This is a genomic window from Pantoea sp. SGAir0215 (assembly GCF_043543215.1).
The window spans coordinates 1,655,591-1,673,996 of sequence record NZ_CP028031.1 but is presented as its reverse complement, the minus strand read 5'-3'; the positions used below and the strand labels follow the sequence as shown (position 1 = coordinate 1,673,996).

Genomic DNA, 18,406 nt, shown 5'->3' with positions numbered 1-18,406 from the left:
GCCGTTGATACATGGCTAAGTTCTTTATCGATCGCCCAATCTTTGCGTGGGTGCTGGCTATTATCGTCATGCTGGCGGGCGCGTTATCGATTATTAAATTACCGATTGAGCAATATCCCAATGTTGCGCCACCGGCCATTGAGATTCAGGCCAATTACCCTGGTGCTGACGCGAAAACGTTGCAAGACTCGGTGACGCAGGTCATCGAACAAAACATGAACGGCATTGATGGCCTGATGTATATGTCATCAAGCAGTGATTCCTCGGGTGCGCTGACGCTGACTATCTCCTTCCAGTCAGGGACTGATGCGGATATCGCGCAGGTTCAGGTGCAGAACAAACTGCAGCTGGCAATGCCACTGCTGCCTCAGGAAGTGCAACAACAGGGGATTCAGGTTAAAAAATCCTCCAGTAGCTTCCTGATGGTAGCGGGTTTCATCAGCGATGATGGCAGCATGACGCAGAACGATATTGCTGACTATGTTGCCTCTAACATCAAAGATCCTATCAGCCGTACGCCTGGCGTGGGTGATACCCAGGTCTTTGGTGCGCAGTACGCGATGCGCATCTGGATGGATCCGAGTAAGTTAAATAACTATCAGCTGACGCCGGTTGATGTGATCAATGCGCTTAAAACCCAGAACGCCCAGGTGGCTGCCGGTCAGTTAGGCGGGACACCGCCGGTGCCGGGACAGCAGCTGAACGCCTCAATTATTGCGCAAACGCGTCTGACCTCCACCAAAGAGTTCGGCAACATTCTGCTGAAAGTGAATAACGATGGCTCTCAGGTGCGTCTGCGCGATGTGGCACAGATCGAACTGGGTGGTGAAAACTACGAGATCATTGCGCGCTATAACGGCAAGCCTGCGTCCGGTATCGGTATCAAACTGGCGACCGGCGCTAACGCCCTGAATACCGCCGAAGCCGTTAAAGCCGAGTTGGCTAAGCTGCAGCCAACGTTCCCGGCGGGAATGAAGGTCGTTTATCCTTACGACACCACACCGTTCGTTAAAATTTCTATTTTCGAAGTGGTGAAAACACTGATGGAAGCGATTCTGTTGGTGTTCCTGGTGATGTATCTGTTCCTGCAAAACTTCCGAGCCACGCTGATTCCGACTATTGCCGTGCCGGTTGTGTTGCTGGGGACCTTCGCCATTATCGGCGCCTTTGGTTACTCGATAAACACCCTGACGATGTTCGGGATGGTGCTGGCCATCGGCCTGTTGGTGGATGACGCCATCGTGGTGGTCGAGAACGTCGAGCGCGTCATGGTGGAGGAAGGACTGCCACCGAAAGAAGCGACCAAGCGCTCGATGGAGCAGATTCAGGGCGCACTGGTCGGTATTGCCCTGGTGCTGTCAGCGGTCTTTATTCCCATGGCTTTCTTTGGTGGATCGACCGGCGTGATTTATCGTCAGTTCTCCATCACCATCGTGTCGGCCATGGCGCTGTCAGTACTGGTTGCGTTGATTCTGACCCCCGCACTCTGCGCCACTATGCTCAAGCCGGTGAAAAAAGGCGATCACGGTGCCACCAAAGGCTTCTTTGGCTGGTTCAACCGCCTGTTTGACAAGAGTACGCATCACTATGTTGACAGCGTAGGTCACATCGTTCGCGGTACGGGTCGCTATCTGCTGCTTTATCTGCTGATTGTGCTGGGAATGGCGTTTCTGTTCCTGCGTCTGCCTTCATCGTTCCTGCCGGAAGAAGATCAGGGCCTGTTACTGGCTCAGGCTCAGCTCCCTGCCGGCGCCACACAGGAGCGCACGCAGAAAGTGCTGGATCAGGTTTCTGATTACTTCCTGACGAAAGAAAAAGACTCGGTGAAATCTGTCTTTACCGTTGCGGGCTTTGGCTTTGCGGGCCGTGGACAGAATACCGGTATTGCCTTCGTCAGCCTCAAGCCCTGGGATGAGCGTACCAGCAGCGACATGAAAGTGCCTGCGATCCAGGGACGTGCAATGCAAGCGCTGGCGCAAATTAAAGACGGTATGGTCTTTGCGTTTAACCTGCCTGCCATTATCGAGTTAGGTAACGCGACCGGCTTTGACTTTGAACTTATCGATCAGGGTAACCTGGGACATGAAAAGCTGACGCAGGCGCGTAACCAGCTGTTTGGCATGATCGCACAACATCCGGATACGCTGGTCGGTGTGCGTCCCAACGGTCTGGAAGATACGCCGCAGTTCAAACTGGATATCGATCAGGAGAAAGCCCAGGCACTGGGTGTCTCACTCAGTGATATCAATACCACGCTGGGCGCATCCTGGGGCGGCTCTTACGTTAATGACTTCATTGACCGCGGTCGTGTGAAGAAAGTCTACGTGATGGGTAAAGCTGATGCGCGTATGCTGCCTGACGACATCAATAAGTGGTATGTCCGAAACAGCAACGGCGAGATGGTGCCCTTCTCTGCCTTCTCATCAGCACGCTGGCAGTATGGTTCACCGCGTCTGGAACGTTACAACGGTTTACCGTCTATGGAAATCCTGGGGCAGGCAGCCCCCGGCAAGAGCTCCGGTGATGCCATGAACCTGATGGAAGAACTGGCTTCGAAACTGCCGTCGGGCATTGGCTTTGACTGGACCGGGATGTCCTATCAGGAACGTCTGTCGGGTAACCAGGCACCTGCCTTGTATGCCATTTCACTGATCGTCGTGTTCCTGTGCCTCGCGGCCCTGTATGAGAGCTGGTCCATTCCGTTCTCGGTCATGCTGGTGGTTCCGCTGGGCGTGGTCGGTGCATTGATCTTTACAACCTTGCGCGGACTGAGCAATGACGTTTACTTTGTCGTGGGGTTACTGACCACTATTGGCCTCTCGGCGAAGAACGCCATCCTGATTGTGGAATTTGCGAAGGACCTGATGGAGAAAGAAGGCAAAGGGCTGGTGGAAGCCACGCTTGAAGCCTGCCGTATGCGTCTGCGTCCTATCCTGATGACCTCACTGGCGTTTATTCTGGGCGTACTGCCGCTGGCCATCAGTACCGGTGCCGGCTCTGGTGCACAGAATGCGGTCGGTACGGGCGTCATGGGCGGGATGGTGACCGCGACCGCGCTGGCCATCTTCTTCGTACCGGTATTCTTTGTGGTGGTGCGTCGTCGCTTTGGTAAAAACAAAGCCGAGATCGAAAAGGGTCATCCCGTCGATCATCCTGACCACTCGCATTAATCTGTAAACTAAAAGGCCGCATCAGCGGCCTTTTTTAATGCCTCACGCCGTCTCTTTTTTGACAGCCGCAGGGATTAACCGCTGCCATGATGACGCTGGCTTGTATTATCGCGATAACTTCCTGTTCACTCGGGGTGAACGCTGCCTTCCTCACCCTCTTTTACATTCAGGTTGGTCACGCCCGGCGCGCTCCCGGATGACCTGACGAGTCACTTTGTTTCTTTTCGGTCTTAACCGGTTCACGCTGATTTCACACCCGCTTCTTTCTCTTGTCTCTGCCCGGCTTCTTACCCTCTCGTCAGACTGCGCTGACGTGTCACGCGGCTGACAAGCGTGTCTGAAGCCACTTTGTCTTTGTGGCAGCGCAAATCTGTTCTTTCCTGTCTGCCTGAAGCACGGTCTGCCCTGCGCCTGTTCTCAGTCAGCGACAGCGTGCTATCCGTTGCACGGTTTGCCCGCCATCGCCGCCCCGCTGTTTCCCTTGGGTTTTACAGGGTTGCATTCATATCGGCCACGGCGCATAATGTTGTTATATTATAACATTACATTGGTGAGAAGTATGAAAACGAATATTCATCCCTCCTATCGTGCCGTGGTGTTCCATGACACCTCGGCTGATGTCTTTTTCAAAATCGGTTCAACAATCAAAACCGACCGTACCGTTGAGTTTGAAGGCGAAACCCTGCCGTATGTGACGCTTGATGTCTCCTCGGCCTCTCATGTGTTTTACACCGGTAAGCAGAAAGACTTTGCCAAAGAAGGCAGTACCGCGCGCTTTAATCAGCGTTTTGGGCGTTTTCTGGGTCGGAAATAAGCGAGGGCAACATGCAGGTACTCAGCTCACTCCGTTGCGCAAAGCGTCGCCATCGGGATTGCAAAGTCGTTCGGCGTAAAGGCCGTATCTATGTCATCTGCAAAACGAATCCGCGCTTTAAAGCCGTGCAGGGAAGAAAGAAAAAACGTTGATGTGTCGTGAACCTTAGCCGGACTGTCTCTTTCGAGCCATTCCGGCTTTTTTTATGCTTAGCGCATGCTCTTGAGCATCACGTCAACGTTGTGTTTAAACGCGGCTTCATAGGTCGGCGCCGGGCCGGACGCGGTGGACAGCGCTTCCGGATAAAGCTCACCACCCGGCTTCGCGCCTGTCGCGCTGGCAATCTGTTTCACCAGACGGGGATCGGTCTGATTTTCCATAAAGTAGGTTTTGATATGCTCCTGCTTAAGTTGGGTGATCAAACTGGCTACATCGCTGGCGCTGGCTTCCGCTTCGGTGGAGAAACCAACCGGCGCAAGGAACGTGACACCATAGCGTTGCCCAAAGTAACCGAAAGCATCATGGCTGGTCAGCACCTTACGTTTTTGCTGCGGAATGGCGGCAAAAGAGGTTTTGGCCCAGGCGTCCAGCTTTTGCAGTTGCTGAATATATTTTTCGCCGCGCTGACGGATATCTTCAGCGTCCTGGGGATCGGCCTTGATTAACGCATTCATCACGTTTTTGGCATAAATGGTGCCGTTATACATGCTGTTCCACGCATGGGGATCGGTAATGGTTTTGCCATCCTCTTCCATCGTGCGGGTTTCAATCCCTGTCGAGGCCACTACGGGCTCCCCTTTATAACCTGAGGCCGTCACCAGACGGTTCATCCAGCCCTCCAGACCGAGTCCGCTGACAAACACCACATCGGCTTTTGCCAGCGCTTCGCTGTCCTGCGGCGTCGGTTCGAAAGTATGGGGATCGCCATTGGGCCCGACCAGGCTTTTAACATGAACATGATCGCCGCCAATTTGTTTGACGATATCGGCCAGCACGGTAAAACTCGCCACCGCATCGATCGTTTTCGCCATGGTGAAGGGGCTGACGACTAATGCACCGATTGCCAGACTAATGGGTAATATCTTCATCGCTACCTCTGATTAATGGCGGCGCAGAATGCCACCGCACGGCCCTGTTAAGATGGAGAGAAAAAACAACATTGCGGCACTCAACACCACCGCCGGTCCGGCCGGCAGTGAAAAGTGCCAGGAAAGGACTAACCCCGTAAATGCCGACAGGACAGCCATCAACATGGCCGCGCCCAGCATCAGTACCAGATGACGGCTCCAGAATCGCGCGCTGGCGGCAGGCAACATCATCAGCCCGACCGACATCAGCGTGCCCAACACCTGAAAACCCGCCACCAGGTTAAGCACCACCAGCGTCAGGAAAATACCGTGCACCAGCGGTGCGCTCCATTTACCTTGCGCACGCAGAAAATCCGCGTCAAAAGCGTCAATAACCAGAGGGCGATAGATCACCGCCAGCATCAAGAGGGTAAACGCGGCGATGCTGCCCACCACGATCAGGGCCGGGTTGTCCACCGCCAGCAATGAACCGAACAGGACGTGAAGCAGATCCACGCTGGAGCCACGCAGTGACACTAACGTCACGCCCAGCGCCAGCGAACCCAGATAGAAGCCGGCAAAACTCGCATCTTCTTTTAGTGGCGTATAACGGCTGACCGCACCGGACAATAACGCCACCGCCAGCCCCGCTATCAGCCCACCCACGCCCATCGCAACAAGGGATAAGCCTGAGATTAAATAGCCAATGGCGGCACCGGGCAGTACGGCATGGGATAACGCATCACCGATCAGGCTCATACGCCGTAAGGAGAGAAAGACGCCCAGCGGGGTGGCACTGAATGCCAGAGCAATACAGGCCACCAGCGCCCTGCGCATAAAGCTGAATTCAATAAAAGGTTGAATAAGCGTCACGGGGCAATGCTCCGTAACGGCGTCATAGCAACCGCACTGCGCTGATGCGATCCCTCATCCATTGACAGCACATCCGTAAAATAACGTTCAACTAACGGACGGTCATGCAACACGACCAGCAGCGTCGTGCCCGCCTGCTGCTGCTGCTGCAGAATTGACATCAGTAACGCCACCGTTTTGCTGTCAATGCCGTTAAAAGGCTCATCCAGCAGCCACAAGCGACTACGTTGCAGCATGAGCCGGGCAAACAGGACACGCTGTAGCTGGCCGCCAGACAATGTCGCGGGCTGAGCTTCCGCATAATCACGCATCTGCACCGCATCCAGCGCGGCGTTTATCTCATTGCGCAGTGCCCGGTTAATGCCGCCAAACCAGCCACAGCGCGGCCAGCAGCCAATAGAAACCAGCTCAAACACGGTGAGCGGGAAACGCGTTTCCAGTTCGCTACGTTGCGGCAACCAGCCCACTTCACGGCGCGAGATCCGCACATCACACTGCCCGCTTACCGGGGGTAATAATCCGGCGATCGTCTTTATCAGGGTAGATTTACCGCTGCCGTTGGCACCGATTAAGGCGGTCATACTGCCCTGCGCCAGTTCTGTTGTCACAACGGGCGTGACCGCGCGTCCCTGATAACCTGCCTGCAAATGCCTGAACGTTATCACGGCTGCATTCCCCACCACATCGCCAGCGCCAGTACGGCGATTAACATCAATGCCACCAACAGCCGTCCACCGAGTGACATCAGCAGTCCACTTTGATTCATCACTACACCAAAAATGTTATAACATAACAACCATCATACCCGATGTTGTCCGCCCGCTGGCACGGCAATGTGTTTCAAAAAATAAACCAGGGCACAAATTGCCCGTATAAGGCCCAATAAGAAGCAGCAGTGAATCAATCACTTGCTTAAATGAGAGCATCACAGCGCAATATTGCTGAAGAGGGGGACTTGCAAAGCGACAAAAGAACATCAATGATGGGTCTGAAGACATTTATTATGAGTACGCTATGTCAGTAAGCATTGAATGTGATGTTGCGCAGAATGAAACGGATTGCGTAAAATTAGCTACAATCATTGAACGGAATATTCTCAAAATAACAGAATCTCTGGTTGGCGATTTGCAATGGTATTCCGCAAACGCTCAGTTAGTACCAGACAGTTTAAAAGTTATTGATGTTCAGATGACCGGACCGAATAGATTTAAGTTACTTTACGATTTCCAGTGGAATTTATTTAATCCTTGTCTGGATTTAAATGAAACCATTACGCAAAATGAACAAGTCAGTTTTCATATCGGCCCTGCCGCGCTTGTGTTTGAGCCCATTGAGAATCACCGTCCCTCACCCGGAGATGAATTGTAATATTTAGTAATGGAGGTGAGCAGAACTAATGATTTTACACTATCCTTAATGCAGTCCGTTAATTATAAGCCCAACCACCACTTCCTGGCCGCTTCACCGAACCTGGCCGCATTGCGGTAACTTTGCTAGCTACGGAGGGGAAAAAGATGGACGAATACTCACCGAAACGGCATGATATTGCCCAGCTTAAATACGTGTGTGAGAGTTTGTTTGACGCCAGTATGGCAACATTAACCGACAGCCATCATGGCTGGGTAAATGACCCTACTGCCGATGGTAATTTACAGCTGAACGATCTGATAGAGCATATCGCCTCTTTCACCATGAATTACAAAATTAAGCATGCAGAAGACGAAGCGCTGATTACCCAAATCGATGAATATCTTGATGATACTTTTATGCTATTTAGCAACTATAGCGTTAACACTCAGGATCTGCAGCGCTGGCAACGTTCAGCAAAACGTTTATTTAATCTGTTTCAAGAAGAGTGCGCTTATCTTCAACAGCCAAGCCATTCATTATAGTACTGACGTGAGAACGGTTTATTTATGAACAAAACCCTGACTAAAACTGATTATTTGATGCGACTGAGACGTTGTCGGTCAATTGACACGCTCGAAAGAGTGATTGAGAAAAATAAGTATGAATTGTCCGATGATGAATTAGCCGTATTTTACTCCGCAGCCGATCACCGCCTGGCTGAACTGACGATGAACAAACTGTATGACAAAGTCCCCGTGTCAGTATGGAAATTTGTACGCTAAGTTAATTTTTGCGTTACGTTTAATCTGATTTAACCCGCCCGTTTCTGTTCGACTCGCCTGCCGGCAATGGATCGGCCCAGGCGAGCTTTGCCTGCCTGCGAAGAAAGAGGCGTGTCAAAAAAAGCGAGTGATAAGAGAGGAATCGGGTGGAGACAAAATGGTGGAGGCCCTGCCAGCTACATCCCGGCACACGCGTCACCTGCTGCGGCTGCTTCCTTCCGGACCTGACCGAGTTCACAAGCTAGCATTGCGGGAGAACCAACAGGGCCCCCATTGACAAGCCCTCATATCGAGAGCGGAGGCATTATCGGGGAAGCCTATGGCAATTGCAAGCCTGGCACGGATGACCGTTGGTTTCTTGTACGATCCCTGTAAATTACCCCCTTTATGTTAGCATTATGGTTCTTTTACTGGCAGGTAAGCCTATGGACTCAACCACTGACGGCTTTAAACAACGTATCTGGCAAATTGTGGCCGCCATTCCGCCCGGCAAGGTCACCACCTATGGCGATGTGGCATTACTGGCAGGCTCACCCCGTGCGGCGCGCCAGGTGGGCGGCGTTCTGAGCCGCTTACCGGAAGGCAGTACGCTTCCCTGGCATCGGGTGATTAACCGTCACGGTACGCTTTCGCTCCAGGGCGAACGTTTTTTTCGTCAGCGTGAAGCGCTGGAAGCGGAAGGCGTGGAAGTTACGGAGGCAGGTCAGATCGATCTGGCTAAGTTTCGCTGGCAGTTTTAATACTGCAGGGCGGCACAGCGCGCCGCCCTGCCTCAGAGCCTTACATCGTTGTCGGTGCCGGCACGGCGGCGGACGGCGTAACCTGCGTGGGCGATGTCGGTGGCACAGTGGTGACGGCGCCAGGCTGAGTCTTCATCGGTACAGAAGGCACGGGCACTAACACCAGATCGGCTTTGGTGCCGCCCTGATTCACGACCGGTTTCACTTCTTCCGTGACAAAGGCCAGCTTGCCATTAACCGTAATAGCTGCGCTCAACAGAATGCGTGCATTTGGCTGAACATCCGCTGGGTTAAACGGCAGTATGAAATGGAACGGCGCCTGTTTCCCGTCGGTGCGAACCACGCGCTGTGCCAACACTTTGGACGGTGCATCTGCCACTGATGCATCAGACAGGGTCACTGTCAGGGCTGCATCAGGCGGTAACGCGATACGCTGACGAATATAAACCGCCCCGCTTACATTAGGCTGAGCGATGGTCGCCGTCTGTCCTGCGACCGCAGAACCCAATGTCGGTGTCGGTACCGGTTTTCCTTTATGGGCACAACCTGCGAGAGCCATGGCCATCGCGACGCCACTTAACACATGCCAGAATTTCATCGATGTCGTCTCCTTTTGATCAGAATGATTTTTAGCAGTGAATCTTTATTACAGCGTTTCACTCGCCGTATAGCTTTAATGTTGGCACAAAATCAAAAGTTTGCCTGGTTGGATGAAAGTCCAAAAGTGTGGTTGACGGAAACTGGTCGGATCTTTCACACTTAACAAAATACATTTCCTCAGGATAGCGCCATGAGTCAGGCACTCGAAAATCTGCTTAATCTTATTCATCTGGAAAAACTCGACGAGGGGTTATTTCGCGGCCAGAGCGAAGATTTGGGCCTGCGTCAGGTATTTGGCGGTCAGGTGGTTGGACAGGCTCTCTTTGCGGCCAAACAGACCGTTCCCGAGGATCGGGGCGTTCACTCCTTTCACAGCTATTTTCTTCGCCCCGGCGACAGCCAAAAGGCGATTATTTACGATGTTGAAAGTCTGCGCGACGGCAAAAGTTTTAGCGCGCGCCGCGTCAGTGCCATCCAAAATGGTCAGCCGATCTTTTATATGACGGCATCCTTCCAGTCTCCGGAAAGCGGGTTTGAACATCAAAAACCGATGCCGCAGGTTAAAGGACCGGAAAACCTGGCCAATGAGCAGCAAATGGCGCAAAAAATGGCGCATATGCTGCCGGAAAAATTACGCGAAAAATTTGTCGCTGAACGCCCGCTGGAAATCCGCCCGGTACAGATCCACAACCCGTTAAGAGGCCATGTCGATAAACCGCAGCGTCAGGTGTGGATTCGGGCCAATGGCACCCTGCCCGACGATGTGCGTATCCATCAGTACCTCCTTGGCTATGCGTCCGATCTCAACTTTCTGCCTGTGGCCTTACAACCGCATGGTAAAGGTTTTCTTGAAGCCGATATGCAGGTGGCGACCATTGATCACTCTATGTGGTTCCATCGGCCACTGAACTTTAATGACTGGCTGCTTTACAGCGTTGAAAGCACCTCAGCATCGGGTGCACGCGGCTTTGTTCGCGGGGAGTTTTACAATCAACAGGGTGAGCTGGTCGCGTCTACCGTGCAGGAAGGCGTTATGCGTCAGCGCAGCGAATAGCAAAAAGGGGCGAATCATCGCCCCTTTTTATTTATTCAGACTGACAAGTTACTGGTTGTAAGCGTTCTCGCCATGGCTGTTGACGTCCAGACCTTCGCGCTCCTGCTCTTCCGGTACGCGCAGACCGACGATCATATCGGCCAGTTTAAAGCCAATAAAGGCAACGACGGCAGACCAGACAATGGTAACGCCCACGCTCAGCAACTGAATCGCAACCTGATGGCCCATGGTCACGCCAGGCGCATAACCCACGCCGCCCAGTGAAGATGAAGCAAACACGCCAGTCAGGATACAACCGATGATACCACAGACACCGTGGACACCGAACACATCGCAGGGATCGTCAACGCGCAGCCATTTTTTCAGCGTTGTCACGCCCCAGATACCTGCCAGACCACCCACGATACCGATGATCAGCGCGCCGCCAACACCGACATAACCACAAGCCGGCGTGATGGCAACCAGACCAGCAATAAAGCCAGAACAGGCACCTAACAAAGACGGTTTACCACGCAGCGCCCACTCGCCAAAGGTCCAGGCCAGCACCGCACCCGCCGTTGCAACCACGGTATTCAGGAAGGCCAGAGCAGCAATTTCATTCGCAGCGGAAGCTGAACCGGCGTTAAAACCAAACCAGCCAACATACAGAATCGCAGTACCGGTGAACACCATCGGCAGGTTGTGTGGTTTGAATGCTTCTTTGCCAAAACCGGCACGTTTGCCCACCAGGTAAGCACCAACCAGACCGGCTACCGCAGCGTTAATGTGCACCACCGTGCCGCCCGCGAAGTCCAGTGCGCCATCCTGAGCCAGTAAGCCGCCCGCCCAGACCATATGCGCAATGGGAAGATAAGCCAGGGTCAGCCAGACACCGACAAAAATCAGCACCGCGGAGAAACGGATACGTTCCGCCAGCGCACCGACGACCAGACCGACGGTGATACAGGCAAAGGATGCCTGGAACGCGACGTGAATATACTGATAAAAGGTGCCCATGACGGCGGTCAGTGCAATGTTTTTCAGCATGGCCCAGTTGAAGCTGCCAAAGAAGGCATTGCCTTCGCTGAAGGCCAGTGAGTAGCCATAAACCACCCACAGTACGCACACCAGCGAGAAGGTCACCGCAACCTGTGTGAGCATCGACAGCACGTTTTTACTGCGGATCAGGCCGCCGTAAAACAGTGCAATCCCAGGAATTGACATAAACAGCACCAGTGCGGTGCAAATCATCATAAAGGCGTTGTCGGCTTTGTCCGCTACGGCAGGTGCCGCCATCGCCAGCGACGGTAACATTGCCAGGCTGGTCAGGCCCAACTTGGTCAGCATTTTATTCATTTTTTTCCATCCCATCACATTACTGAGTCTTGTTTACAGTGCGGCTTCGTCGGTTTCGCCGGTACGTATGCGAATCACGCGCTGCAGTTCAGCAACGAAAATCTTGCCGTCGCCAATTTTTCCGGTGTAAGCCGCTTTACTGATTACGTCCACTACTTCGTCCAGTTGGTCATCGGCAATGGCGATATCAATTTTTACTTTCGGCAGAAAATTTACGCTGTATTCCGCCCCGCGATAGAGTTCAGCATGTCCTTTCTGACGCCCAAAACCTTTAACTTCGGAGACGGTCAGTCCCTGAATACCAATTGAAGACAATGCTTCTCGCACATCTTCCAGCTTGAACGGCTTAATCACGACGGTAACCAGCTTCATAGCCTCTCCTTAAGGATTAAAATAGGTCGGTCTCATGGACACGGAGAGAGTTAAGCAAAGCCTGTGCCAGATATAATCAGTGGGCAAAATCACTTTTCAGGCTGCGATGGAATCAGGGTTAGGAAACGCAGAATAAATAAGCAGGGCGCAGTGATGGGATGACTAAGCGAAGCGGATGCACGCTTTTGGTGCTGTTAAGCACAAAGACGTGCATCCAAACGGGTCAACAAGGAAAAAATGCGCAAAAAAGGTGCAGATCATCCGGCACTGGTCAGCACCTCATCCGATTCGAGCTGATCACCTGCCTGCTGCAGCTGGTACATTTGCCAGTAACGGCCCTGCAAGGCCAGCAGCTGCTGATGATTCCCCTGCTCGACAACACGGCCACGGTGCAAAACCAGAATCGTATCGGCCTCGGTGATAGTGGAAAGGCGGTGAGCAATCACTACCAGGGTCGTATATTGACGTAAGGTGCGCAGCGTGTGTTGGATCGCCTGCTCCGTGCCGGAGTCAATATTCGCGGTAGCTTCATCCAGTATTAAAATCTGCGGCAGTTGCACCAGCACCCGAGCCAGGGCCAGTAACTGTTTCTGCCCTACCGAGAGATTATTACCCTGCTCTCCCAGTCGGGTATGGATACCGTCAGGCAAGGCGCGCGCCAGCGGGGCCAGCTGTACCTGTTCAAGTACTGACCAGACCGCCTCTTCACTGATATCCCGACCCAGCCGTACATTCGCTAACAGCGTGTCGGCCAGCACCACCGGATCCTGCTGTACCATCGCGATACCGCGACGCAGTGCCTCATGGGAATACTGGTTAAGCGGACGATCGTCCAGGCGCACCTCGCCGCGCGTGGCGGGGTAATAGCCCATCAGCAAATTTGCCAGTGTGCTCTTGCCGCTGCCGGTATGTCCCACCAGGGCGACAAAGCCCCGCGAAGGCACGTCGAGATCAATATTACTCAGCACCTCACGATCGTCCCGGTAGGCAAAGCTCAGGTTCTCCAGCGTAATACGTCCCGATTGCAGAGGCCGATCGTCATGACCGTAATGCTGCTGTGGCGCATCCATGAGTTCAAAAATACGTTCGCCCGCCACGACCGCCTGTTGCAGCATCGACTGCTGGGTGGTCAGTTCGATCAGCGGTTCATTGAGGCGCCCCAGATAGGTAATAAAGGCGTAAAGTACCCCAACTTCAAACACACCCGGCACCGAAAAGCTGAACAGCAACAGTAATCCGCAGAGTATCAGCGCGGAGAACAGGCTCAGCAGCGGTCGTAGCAGGAAACCATCCAGCCTGAGCGTTTCCATGCGCGCCAGATAATGTGAACGGCTGGCCTCCAGCATGCGTTCACCAAAGCGCGCCTGCTGGCGAAACTGTTGTATCACGCTCATTCCGCTGATGACTTCATTGAAGCCATTATTAATGTCTGCCAGGTAGCTGCGTACACGACGGGCTATCGGCGTGCTGTAGCGCTGATAAATCAGCATCACAATGAGCACCATCGGGAAAATTAACATCGCCACCAGCGCCATGCGCCAGTCCAGACTAAACATCGCCACCATCATGGCACCGACCAGCGCGGCGCTACGCAGCACCGTTGCCACCACCGTGACGTACAGATCCCGAACAACTTCGGTATCATTCGTGACCCGGGAAATAATTTGCCCGACCGGCTGCGTATCAAAGGCGCCAAGCGGCTGGCGCAGTGCCGCATTCATGGCGTCGGTACGCAGGCGCTGTACCACACCAATGGCGGCCCGGTTAAACAGTAAGGCCTGCCAGTAATGCAAAGCGGCAGCCAGAAGCTGCAACAGGATAAAACTTACGACCAGTCCCGCCACCGTGCCCCACGGCATCTGATGCTTCGCGACCAGATTATCAATAAAATAGCTCACCAGAACCGGACCGGTCACTTCTGCCGCAGCCGCAATCCACAGCATCAACACGGCCAGAGACAATGACTTGCGCCACGGGCTGCCATAGCTGAGCAGGCGTTTGAGCGTTGGCCACATACGTTGTGATTTAGCCATGTGCCACCTCTTCTTCCCTCTCATCGTCGTCCAGTGCCGCTTCCAACTGTTGGTAACGGTACATATCGCGATACCAGCCAGGCATATTCGCCAGCCCGGCATGATCGCCACGCTGTGCCACCGTGCCTTTTTGCAGCACCAGAATTTCGCTGGCCTCTGTCAGCGCCGACAAACGATGCGCACTGATAATGATCGTTCGCCCTCTGCCCCACTGCCGCAGATTATGCAGGATGTCGTGTTCAGTGCGACCATCAACCGCCGAGAGTGCATCATCAAGCACCAGAATTTCCGCATTCATCAGCAAGGCACGGGCGATGGAAATACGTTGTTTTTGACCGCCCGACAGCATGACGCCGCGCTCGCCCACCTCGGTTTCATAGCCCTGCGGCAGACGCAGAATATCCTCGTGCACGCAGGCCATTTTCGCCGCCTGCTCAATCTCGTCCTGCGTGGCGTTGGGCTTACCCAACGCAATATTACGGGCCACGCTGTCCGAGAACAGGAACGGAGTTTGGCTCACCACGGCCAGGCGACTGCGCCAGCTGTCCAGACGCAGCGACGGCAGCGGGATGGCATGGTAGCGAATATCACCCTGCTGAATGTCGAAATGACGCTGAATCAGACTCAGTAACGTGGTTTTACCACTGCCGGTCGGGCCACACAGCCCCAGCATATCGCCCGGTTTTAACTGGAACGTGACATTGCTTAATACCGCACCGGCACTGGCGGGATAATGAAACTCGCGGATAGCTACCTGCAGCGTTCCCGCTGGCTCAGGCAAGGTGTGATCACCGTCTTCCACCACTGGCGCTTCGGATAATAATGCGCGGATGCGGCTCCAGGCTGCGCTGCCACGTTCAACGATGTTAAACATCCATGCCAGCGCCAGCATCGGCCAAATCATCAGGCCAAGATACATTACAAAGCTGGTGAGCTGGCCCAGCGTCATGTCTCCGTGCCACACCAGCCAGCTTCCGCCGCCTATCGCCAGCAGGTTGGCAAAACCAATGGCAATATAGATGGTGGGATCGAAACGCGCATCCACCCGGGCGACGCGCAGATTTTTTTCGCCGGTATCGCGTGCAATATCGGCAAACTGCTGGGACTGATGCTGCTCAAGTCCAAATGCTTTGATCATACGGATACTGGTCAGGCTCTCCTGCGTTTGATCGTTCAGGCTGGAAAAGGCAGCCTGAGCCAGTTTGAAACGGTTATGGAGTTGCTCGCCATAGCGGTGAATCACCAGTGCCATAAACGGCATCGGAATAAGCGAAATCAGCGTTAACTGCCAGCTGATTTGGGTACTCATGGCAATCAGCACAACACATCCCATCACCAGCGAATCCACCAGCGTGAGCACGCCTTCCCCGGCAGCAAAAACCACGCGATCCACATCGTTCGTGGCACGGGCAATGAGATCGCCGGTGCGATGGCGCAGGTAAAAGGCGGGCTGCTGTCGGCTGAGCTGACGGTAAAAGTCCTCGCGTAATTCGACGGCGAGTTGATAGGACGCGCCAAACAACAGCACGCGCCAGACATAACGCAGCAGATAAACCACGACGGCAGTCAGCAGCATCACCCCAATCCACATCATAATGCGGCTGGCGCTCATGCTGTGATGCGTTACGCCGTCAACCACCACGCCAACCACCCACGGCGGCAGAAGTTGCAGCACGGCAATGATGATTAATAAAGTGACGGCGCCCAGATAACGCCGCCACTCACGGATAAAATACCAACTTAACTGGCTGAATAATCGCACAAGGCAGCTCTCAATCTCAGGTAATCAGGGGGCAACCGGCAGGGCTGTAGTGTATTTGATCTCTTCCATCGCAAAGCTGGAGGTCACATCGATCAGGCCTGTTACACCATTAACTAAACGCTTATAGAAGGCATCATAACTTTTCATGTCGGCAACCTGAATACGCAGCAGATAATCATACTCCCCGGCCATGCGATAGAAGCCCATCACTTCAGGCATGCTTTGCACTACCGACACAAATTCCTGATACCAGTCTTTGCTGTGCTGGGTGGTTTTCACAAACATAAAGGCGGTAAGTGACAGGCCGAGTTTTTCATTATCAAGTAGGGCAACGCGTGCGCGGATGAAGCCATCTTCTTCCAGCTTTTTCAGGCGCTTCCAGCAGGGCGTGGTGGTGAGGTTAACCGCATCCGCCAGTACCTGGAGCGAAACTGTGCAATCCTGCTGCAGCATCGCCAGCAGTTTAAGGTCGATTTTATCTAACATGCGCACTCCGGTAGAAATTTTTTCTCCATTACGCCGATCTTACTGCAAAAACTGCAAGCTCTTTTTCCTGCACGTGCCTTAAAATAGGGGCTTTCACCCGGTCGGAAATAACCCTTATGTCTTCATGCTGGATACGCCACGCGATAAACGAAATCAATGCTGACTTTCAACGCTCTGCGGATACGCATCTGATCCGCTTTGCATTGCCCGATTTCCCGGGAATCGGGTTCTATCTGAAAGACGAAAGTACGCATCCCAGCGGCAGCCTGAAACATCGTCTGGCGCGGTCATTGTTTCTTTATGCTCTCGCTAATGGCTGGATCAAACAGGGTACACCCGTGATTGAAGCGTCATCGGGCAGCACCGCCGTCTCAGAGGCGTATTTTGCCCGCCTGCTGGGCCTGCCCTTTATCGCCGTGATGCCAGCCAGTACCGCCCGACGTAAAATCGAACAAATCACGTTCTATGGTGGACAGTGTCATTTTGTGAGCGATCCCTGTCAGCTTTATGCCGAATCAGAACGGCTGGCGCGGGAACTGAATGGCCACTTCATGGATCAGTTCACCTATGCAGAGCGGGCAACTGACTGGCGCGGCAATAACAACATTGCCGAGAGTATTTTCCGCCAGATGGCGAATGAGCCTTTTCCTGTTCCTCATACGCTGATTATGAGTGCGGGAACCGGTGGGACCTCCGCCACGCTTGGCCGCTACATTCGCTATCAGGGATGCGATACCCGTTTGCTGGTTGTTGATCCGGAGCATTCCGTGTTTTACGACTACTGGCGAAACCGTGATGCCTCGCTCACCGGTCAGCGCGGCAGCATGATTGAAGGCATTGGACGTCCGCGCGTGGAGCCGTCGTTTATGCCCGACGTTATTGATGAAATGATCAAAGTCCCGGATGCAGCCTCGATTGCCGCCATGCTTAAGCTGGAAACCCTGCTGGGGCGTAAACCGGGCCCGTCTACCGGCACAAACTTCTGGGGCATGATGCAGGTGGCCAAACGCCTGCGCGACAATGATCAACAGGGTTCACTGGTTACCCTGCTGTGCGACAGCGGCGAGCGCTATCCTGACACTTACTACCAGCCTGACTGGGTCGCACAACATATTGGTGATATCACGCCCTGGCAGCGCGAACTGGAATAATATTTCACCCCGCCAGGCAGATATAACCTGATGTGATCGCCGCCTGCAGCTGTTCAGCGGCGCACTCAGGTATTACCATAAGCGCAAATGTTTAAACTGGGATATCTCATGAAACGCGCTGTTGTGGTGTTTAGCGGTGGGCAAGACTCCACCACCTGTCTGGTTCAGGCTTTGCAACGTTATGATGAAGTGCACTGTGTGACCTTTGATTACGGTCAGCGTCATCGTGAAGAGATTGACGTTGCCCGCGACCTGGCCCTGAAGCTGGGTGCCCGTGCTCATAAAGTGCTGGATGTGACGATGCTGAATGCGCTGGCGGTGAGCAGCCTGACGCGTGACAGCATCCCGGTGCCATCGTATGACCCGACTGCAACCGGCCTGCCCAGCACCTTTGTCCCCGGCCGCAATATCCTGTTTCTGACCCTGGCATCAGTTTATGCCTATCAGGTTGAAGCGGAAGCGGTCATCACAGGCGTTTGCGAGACCGACTTCTCGGGCTACCCCGACTGCCGCGATGAGTTTGTCAAGGCGCTCAACCATGCCGTCAGCCTGGGCATGGCGCGTAACATTCGTTTTGAAACACCGCTGATGTGGCTTAATAAAGCCGAAACCTGGGCGCTGGCCGATTACTGGCAGCAGCTCACCTTAATCCGCGAAGACACCCTCACCTGCTACAACGGCATTAAAGGCGATGGTTGCGGCGACTGTGCCGCCTGCCATCTGCGGGCCAATGGCCTGAAGGCCTATCAGCAGGATCGCGCTGGTATTATGGCCGCCATGAAGGCCAAAACCGGTCTGGAATAATACTTTTGCGGCG

19 protein-coding genes and 1 other RNA gene are annotated in these 18,406 nt (G+C 53.7%); 10 read left to right on the top strand and 10 right to left on the bottom strand.

Annotation, left to right across the window (positions count from 1 at the left end; all coding sequences use genetic code 11):
• Nucleotides 1-11 precede the first annotated feature (11 nt).
• From C1N64_RS07825 to ykgO, 3 genes are all read left to right on the top strand, one after another.
• Nucleotides 12-3,170 (top strand): multidrug efflux RND transporter permease subunit AcrB, encoded by a 3,159-nt coding sequence (locus C1N64_RS07825; protein ID WP_033738689.1) that lies wholly within the window; start codon nt 12-14, stop codon nt 3,168-3,170.
• A 559-nt stretch (nt 3,171-3,729) separates the two neighbouring features.
• Nucleotides 3,730-3,984 carry a type B 50S ribosomal protein L31 gene (locus C1N64_RS07820; RefSeq protein WP_164483024.1) on the top strand — a complete coding sequence of 85 codons (255 nt, stop codon included), beginning with the start codon at nt 3,730-3,732 and terminating at the stop codon, nt 3,982-3,984.
• 11 nt (nt 3,985-3,995) lie between these two features.
• A complete protein-coding gene (gene ykgO, locus C1N64_RS07815) occupies nt 3,996-4,136 on the top strand; it encodes a type B 50S ribosomal protein L36 (protein ID WP_006117931.1) in 141 nt (46 codons plus the stop codon).
• A gap of 57 nt (nt 4,137-4,193) precedes the next feature.
• Here the strand turns inward: ykgO and C1N64_RS07810 are convergent, their stop codons facing one another.
• The 3 genes from C1N64_RS07810 to C1N64_RS07800 are packed head-to-tail and all read right to left on the bottom strand — an operon-like array spanning nt 4,194 to nt 6,589.
• The gene (locus tag C1N64_RS07810) at nt 4,194-5,072 is read right to left on the bottom strand and encodes a metal ABC transporter substrate-binding protein (protein WP_033738684.1); all 879 of its coding nucleotides are present in this window, start codon (nt 5,070-5,072) and stop codon (nt 4,194-4,196) included.
• Between the two features lie 12 nt (nt 5,073-5,084).
• Nucleotides 5,085-5,924 (bottom strand): metal ABC transporter permease, encoded by an 840-nt coding sequence (locus C1N64_RS07805; protein WP_006117933.1) that lies wholly within the window; start codon nt 5,922-5,924, stop codon nt 5,085-5,087.
• Nucleotides 5,921-6,589: a metal ABC transporter ATP-binding protein gene (locus C1N64_RS07800; protein WP_325991443.1), complete on the bottom strand. Its 669-nt coding sequence runs from the start codon at nt 6,587-6,589 to the stop codon at nt 5,921-5,923. The genes C1N64_RS07805 and C1N64_RS07800 overlap by 4 nt, the downstream gene beginning before the upstream one ends.
• 349 nt (nt 6,590-6,938) lie before the next feature.
• Here C1N64_RS07800 and C1N64_RS07795 point away from each other — a divergent pair, with 349 nt between their 5' ends.
• The 3 genes from C1N64_RS07795 (at nt 6,939) to C1N64_RS07785 (ending at nt 8,056) form a co-directional block, all read left to right on the top strand.
• A complete protein-coding gene (locus C1N64_RS07795) occupies nt 6,939-7,292 on the top strand; it encodes a hypothetical protein (protein WP_033738682.1) in 354 nt (117 codons plus the stop codon).
• 146 nt (nt 7,293-7,438) lie between these two features.
• A complete protein-coding gene (gene tomB, locus C1N64_RS07790; RefSeq protein WP_039338473.1) occupies nt 7,439-7,816 on the top strand; it encodes an Hha toxicity modulator TomB in 378 nt (125 codons plus the stop codon).
• 24 nt (nt 7,817-7,840) lie between these two features.
• The gene (locus C1N64_RS07785) at nt 7,841-8,056 is read left to right on the top strand and encodes an HHA domain-containing protein (RefSeq protein WP_006117940.1); all 216 of its coding nucleotides are present in this window, start codon (nt 7,841-7,843) and stop codon (nt 8,054-8,056) included.
• Between the two features lie 167 nt (nt 8,057-8,223).
• Here C1N64_RS07785 and ffs read toward each other — a convergent pair.
• Nucleotides 8,224-8,320, bottom strand: an RNA gene (ffs, locus tag C1N64_RS07780) — signal recognition particle sRNA small type.
• A 161-nt stretch (nt 8,321-8,481) separates the two neighbouring features.
• On the opposite strand from ffs, the gene C1N64_RS07775 reads away from it, so the two are divergent.
• Nucleotides 8,482-8,796, top strand: a complete 315-nt coding sequence (locus C1N64_RS07775) for an MGMT family protein (protein WP_033738677.1) — start codon at nt 8,482-8,484, stop codon at nt 8,794-8,796.
• A 40-nt stretch (nt 8,797-8,836) separates the two neighbouring features.
• Here C1N64_RS07775 and C1N64_RS07770 read toward each other — a convergent pair whose 3' ends face one another.
• The gene (locus tag C1N64_RS07770; protein WP_006117943.1) at nt 8,837-9,394 is read right to left on the bottom strand and encodes a YbaY family lipoprotein; all 558 of its coding nucleotides are present in this window, start codon (nt 9,392-9,394) and stop codon (nt 8,837-8,839) included.
• A gap of 192 nt (nt 9,395-9,586) precedes the next feature.
• Here C1N64_RS07770 and tesB point away from each other — a divergent pair, with 192 nt between their 5' ends.
• Nucleotides 9,587-10,450: an acyl-CoA thioesterase II gene (gene tesB, locus C1N64_RS07765; protein ID WP_006117944.1), complete on the top strand. Its 864-nt coding sequence runs from the start codon at nt 9,587-9,589 to the stop codon at nt 10,448-10,450.
• Between the two features lie 48 nt (nt 10,451-10,498).
• Here the strand turns inward: tesB and amtB are convergent, their stop codons facing one another.
• The 5 genes from amtB to C1N64_RS07740 all read right to left on the bottom strand — a co-directional run bounded on the left by amtB (nt 10,499) and on the right by C1N64_RS07740 (nt 16,438).
• Nucleotides 10,499-11,785: an ammonium transporter AmtB gene (gene amtB / locus C1N64_RS07760; RefSeq protein WP_394515379.1), complete on the bottom strand. Its 1,287-nt coding sequence runs from the start codon at nt 11,783-11,785 to the stop codon at nt 10,499-10,501.
• A 33-nt stretch (nt 11,786-11,818) separates the two neighbouring features.
• Nucleotides 11,819-12,157 carry a P-II family nitrogen regulator gene (gene glnK, locus C1N64_RS07755; RefSeq protein ID WP_003850469.1) on the bottom strand — a complete coding sequence of 113 codons (339 nt, stop codon included), beginning with the start codon at nt 12,155-12,157 and terminating at the stop codon, nt 11,819-11,821.
• 257 nt (nt 12,158-12,414) lie between these two features.
• Complete coding sequence (locus C1N64_RS07750; protein ID WP_110268602.1) at nt 12,415-14,190, bottom strand: SmdB family multidrug efflux ABC transporter permease/ATP-binding protein; 1,776 nt, start codon at nt 14,188-14,190, stop codon at nt 12,415-12,417.
• The gene (locus tag C1N64_RS07745; protein ID WP_033738672.1) at nt 14,183-15,952 is read right to left on the bottom strand and encodes a SmdA family multidrug ABC transporter permease/ATP-binding protein; all 1,770 of its coding nucleotides are present in this window, start codon (nt 15,950-15,952) and stop codon (nt 14,183-14,185) included. Before C1N64_RS07745 ends, C1N64_RS07750 begins: the two co-directional genes overlap by 8 nt.
• Before the next feature lie 24 nt (nt 15,953-15,976).
• Nucleotides 15,977-16,438 (bottom strand): Lrp/AsnC family transcriptional regulator, encoded by a 462-nt coding sequence (locus C1N64_RS07740; RefSeq protein ID WP_033738670.1) that lies wholly within the window; start codon nt 16,436-16,438, stop codon nt 15,977-15,979.
• A gap of 116 nt (nt 16,439-16,554) precedes the next feature.
• Between C1N64_RS07740 and C1N64_RS07735 the strand changes: the two genes are divergently transcribed.
• Nucleotides 16,555-17,589, top strand: coding sequence for a PLP-dependent cysteine synthase family protein (locus C1N64_RS07735; protein WP_058701149.1), 1,035 nt, complete (start codon nt 16,555-16,557; stop codon nt 17,587-17,589).
• A 108-nt stretch (nt 17,590-17,697) separates the two neighbouring features.
• Nucleotides 17,698-18,393, top strand: coding sequence for a 7-cyano-7-deazaguanine synthase QueC (gene queC, locus C1N64_RS07730; RefSeq protein WP_006117951.1), 696 nt, complete (start codon nt 17,698-17,700; stop codon nt 18,391-18,393).
• Nucleotides 18,394-18,406 lie beyond the last annotated feature (13 nt).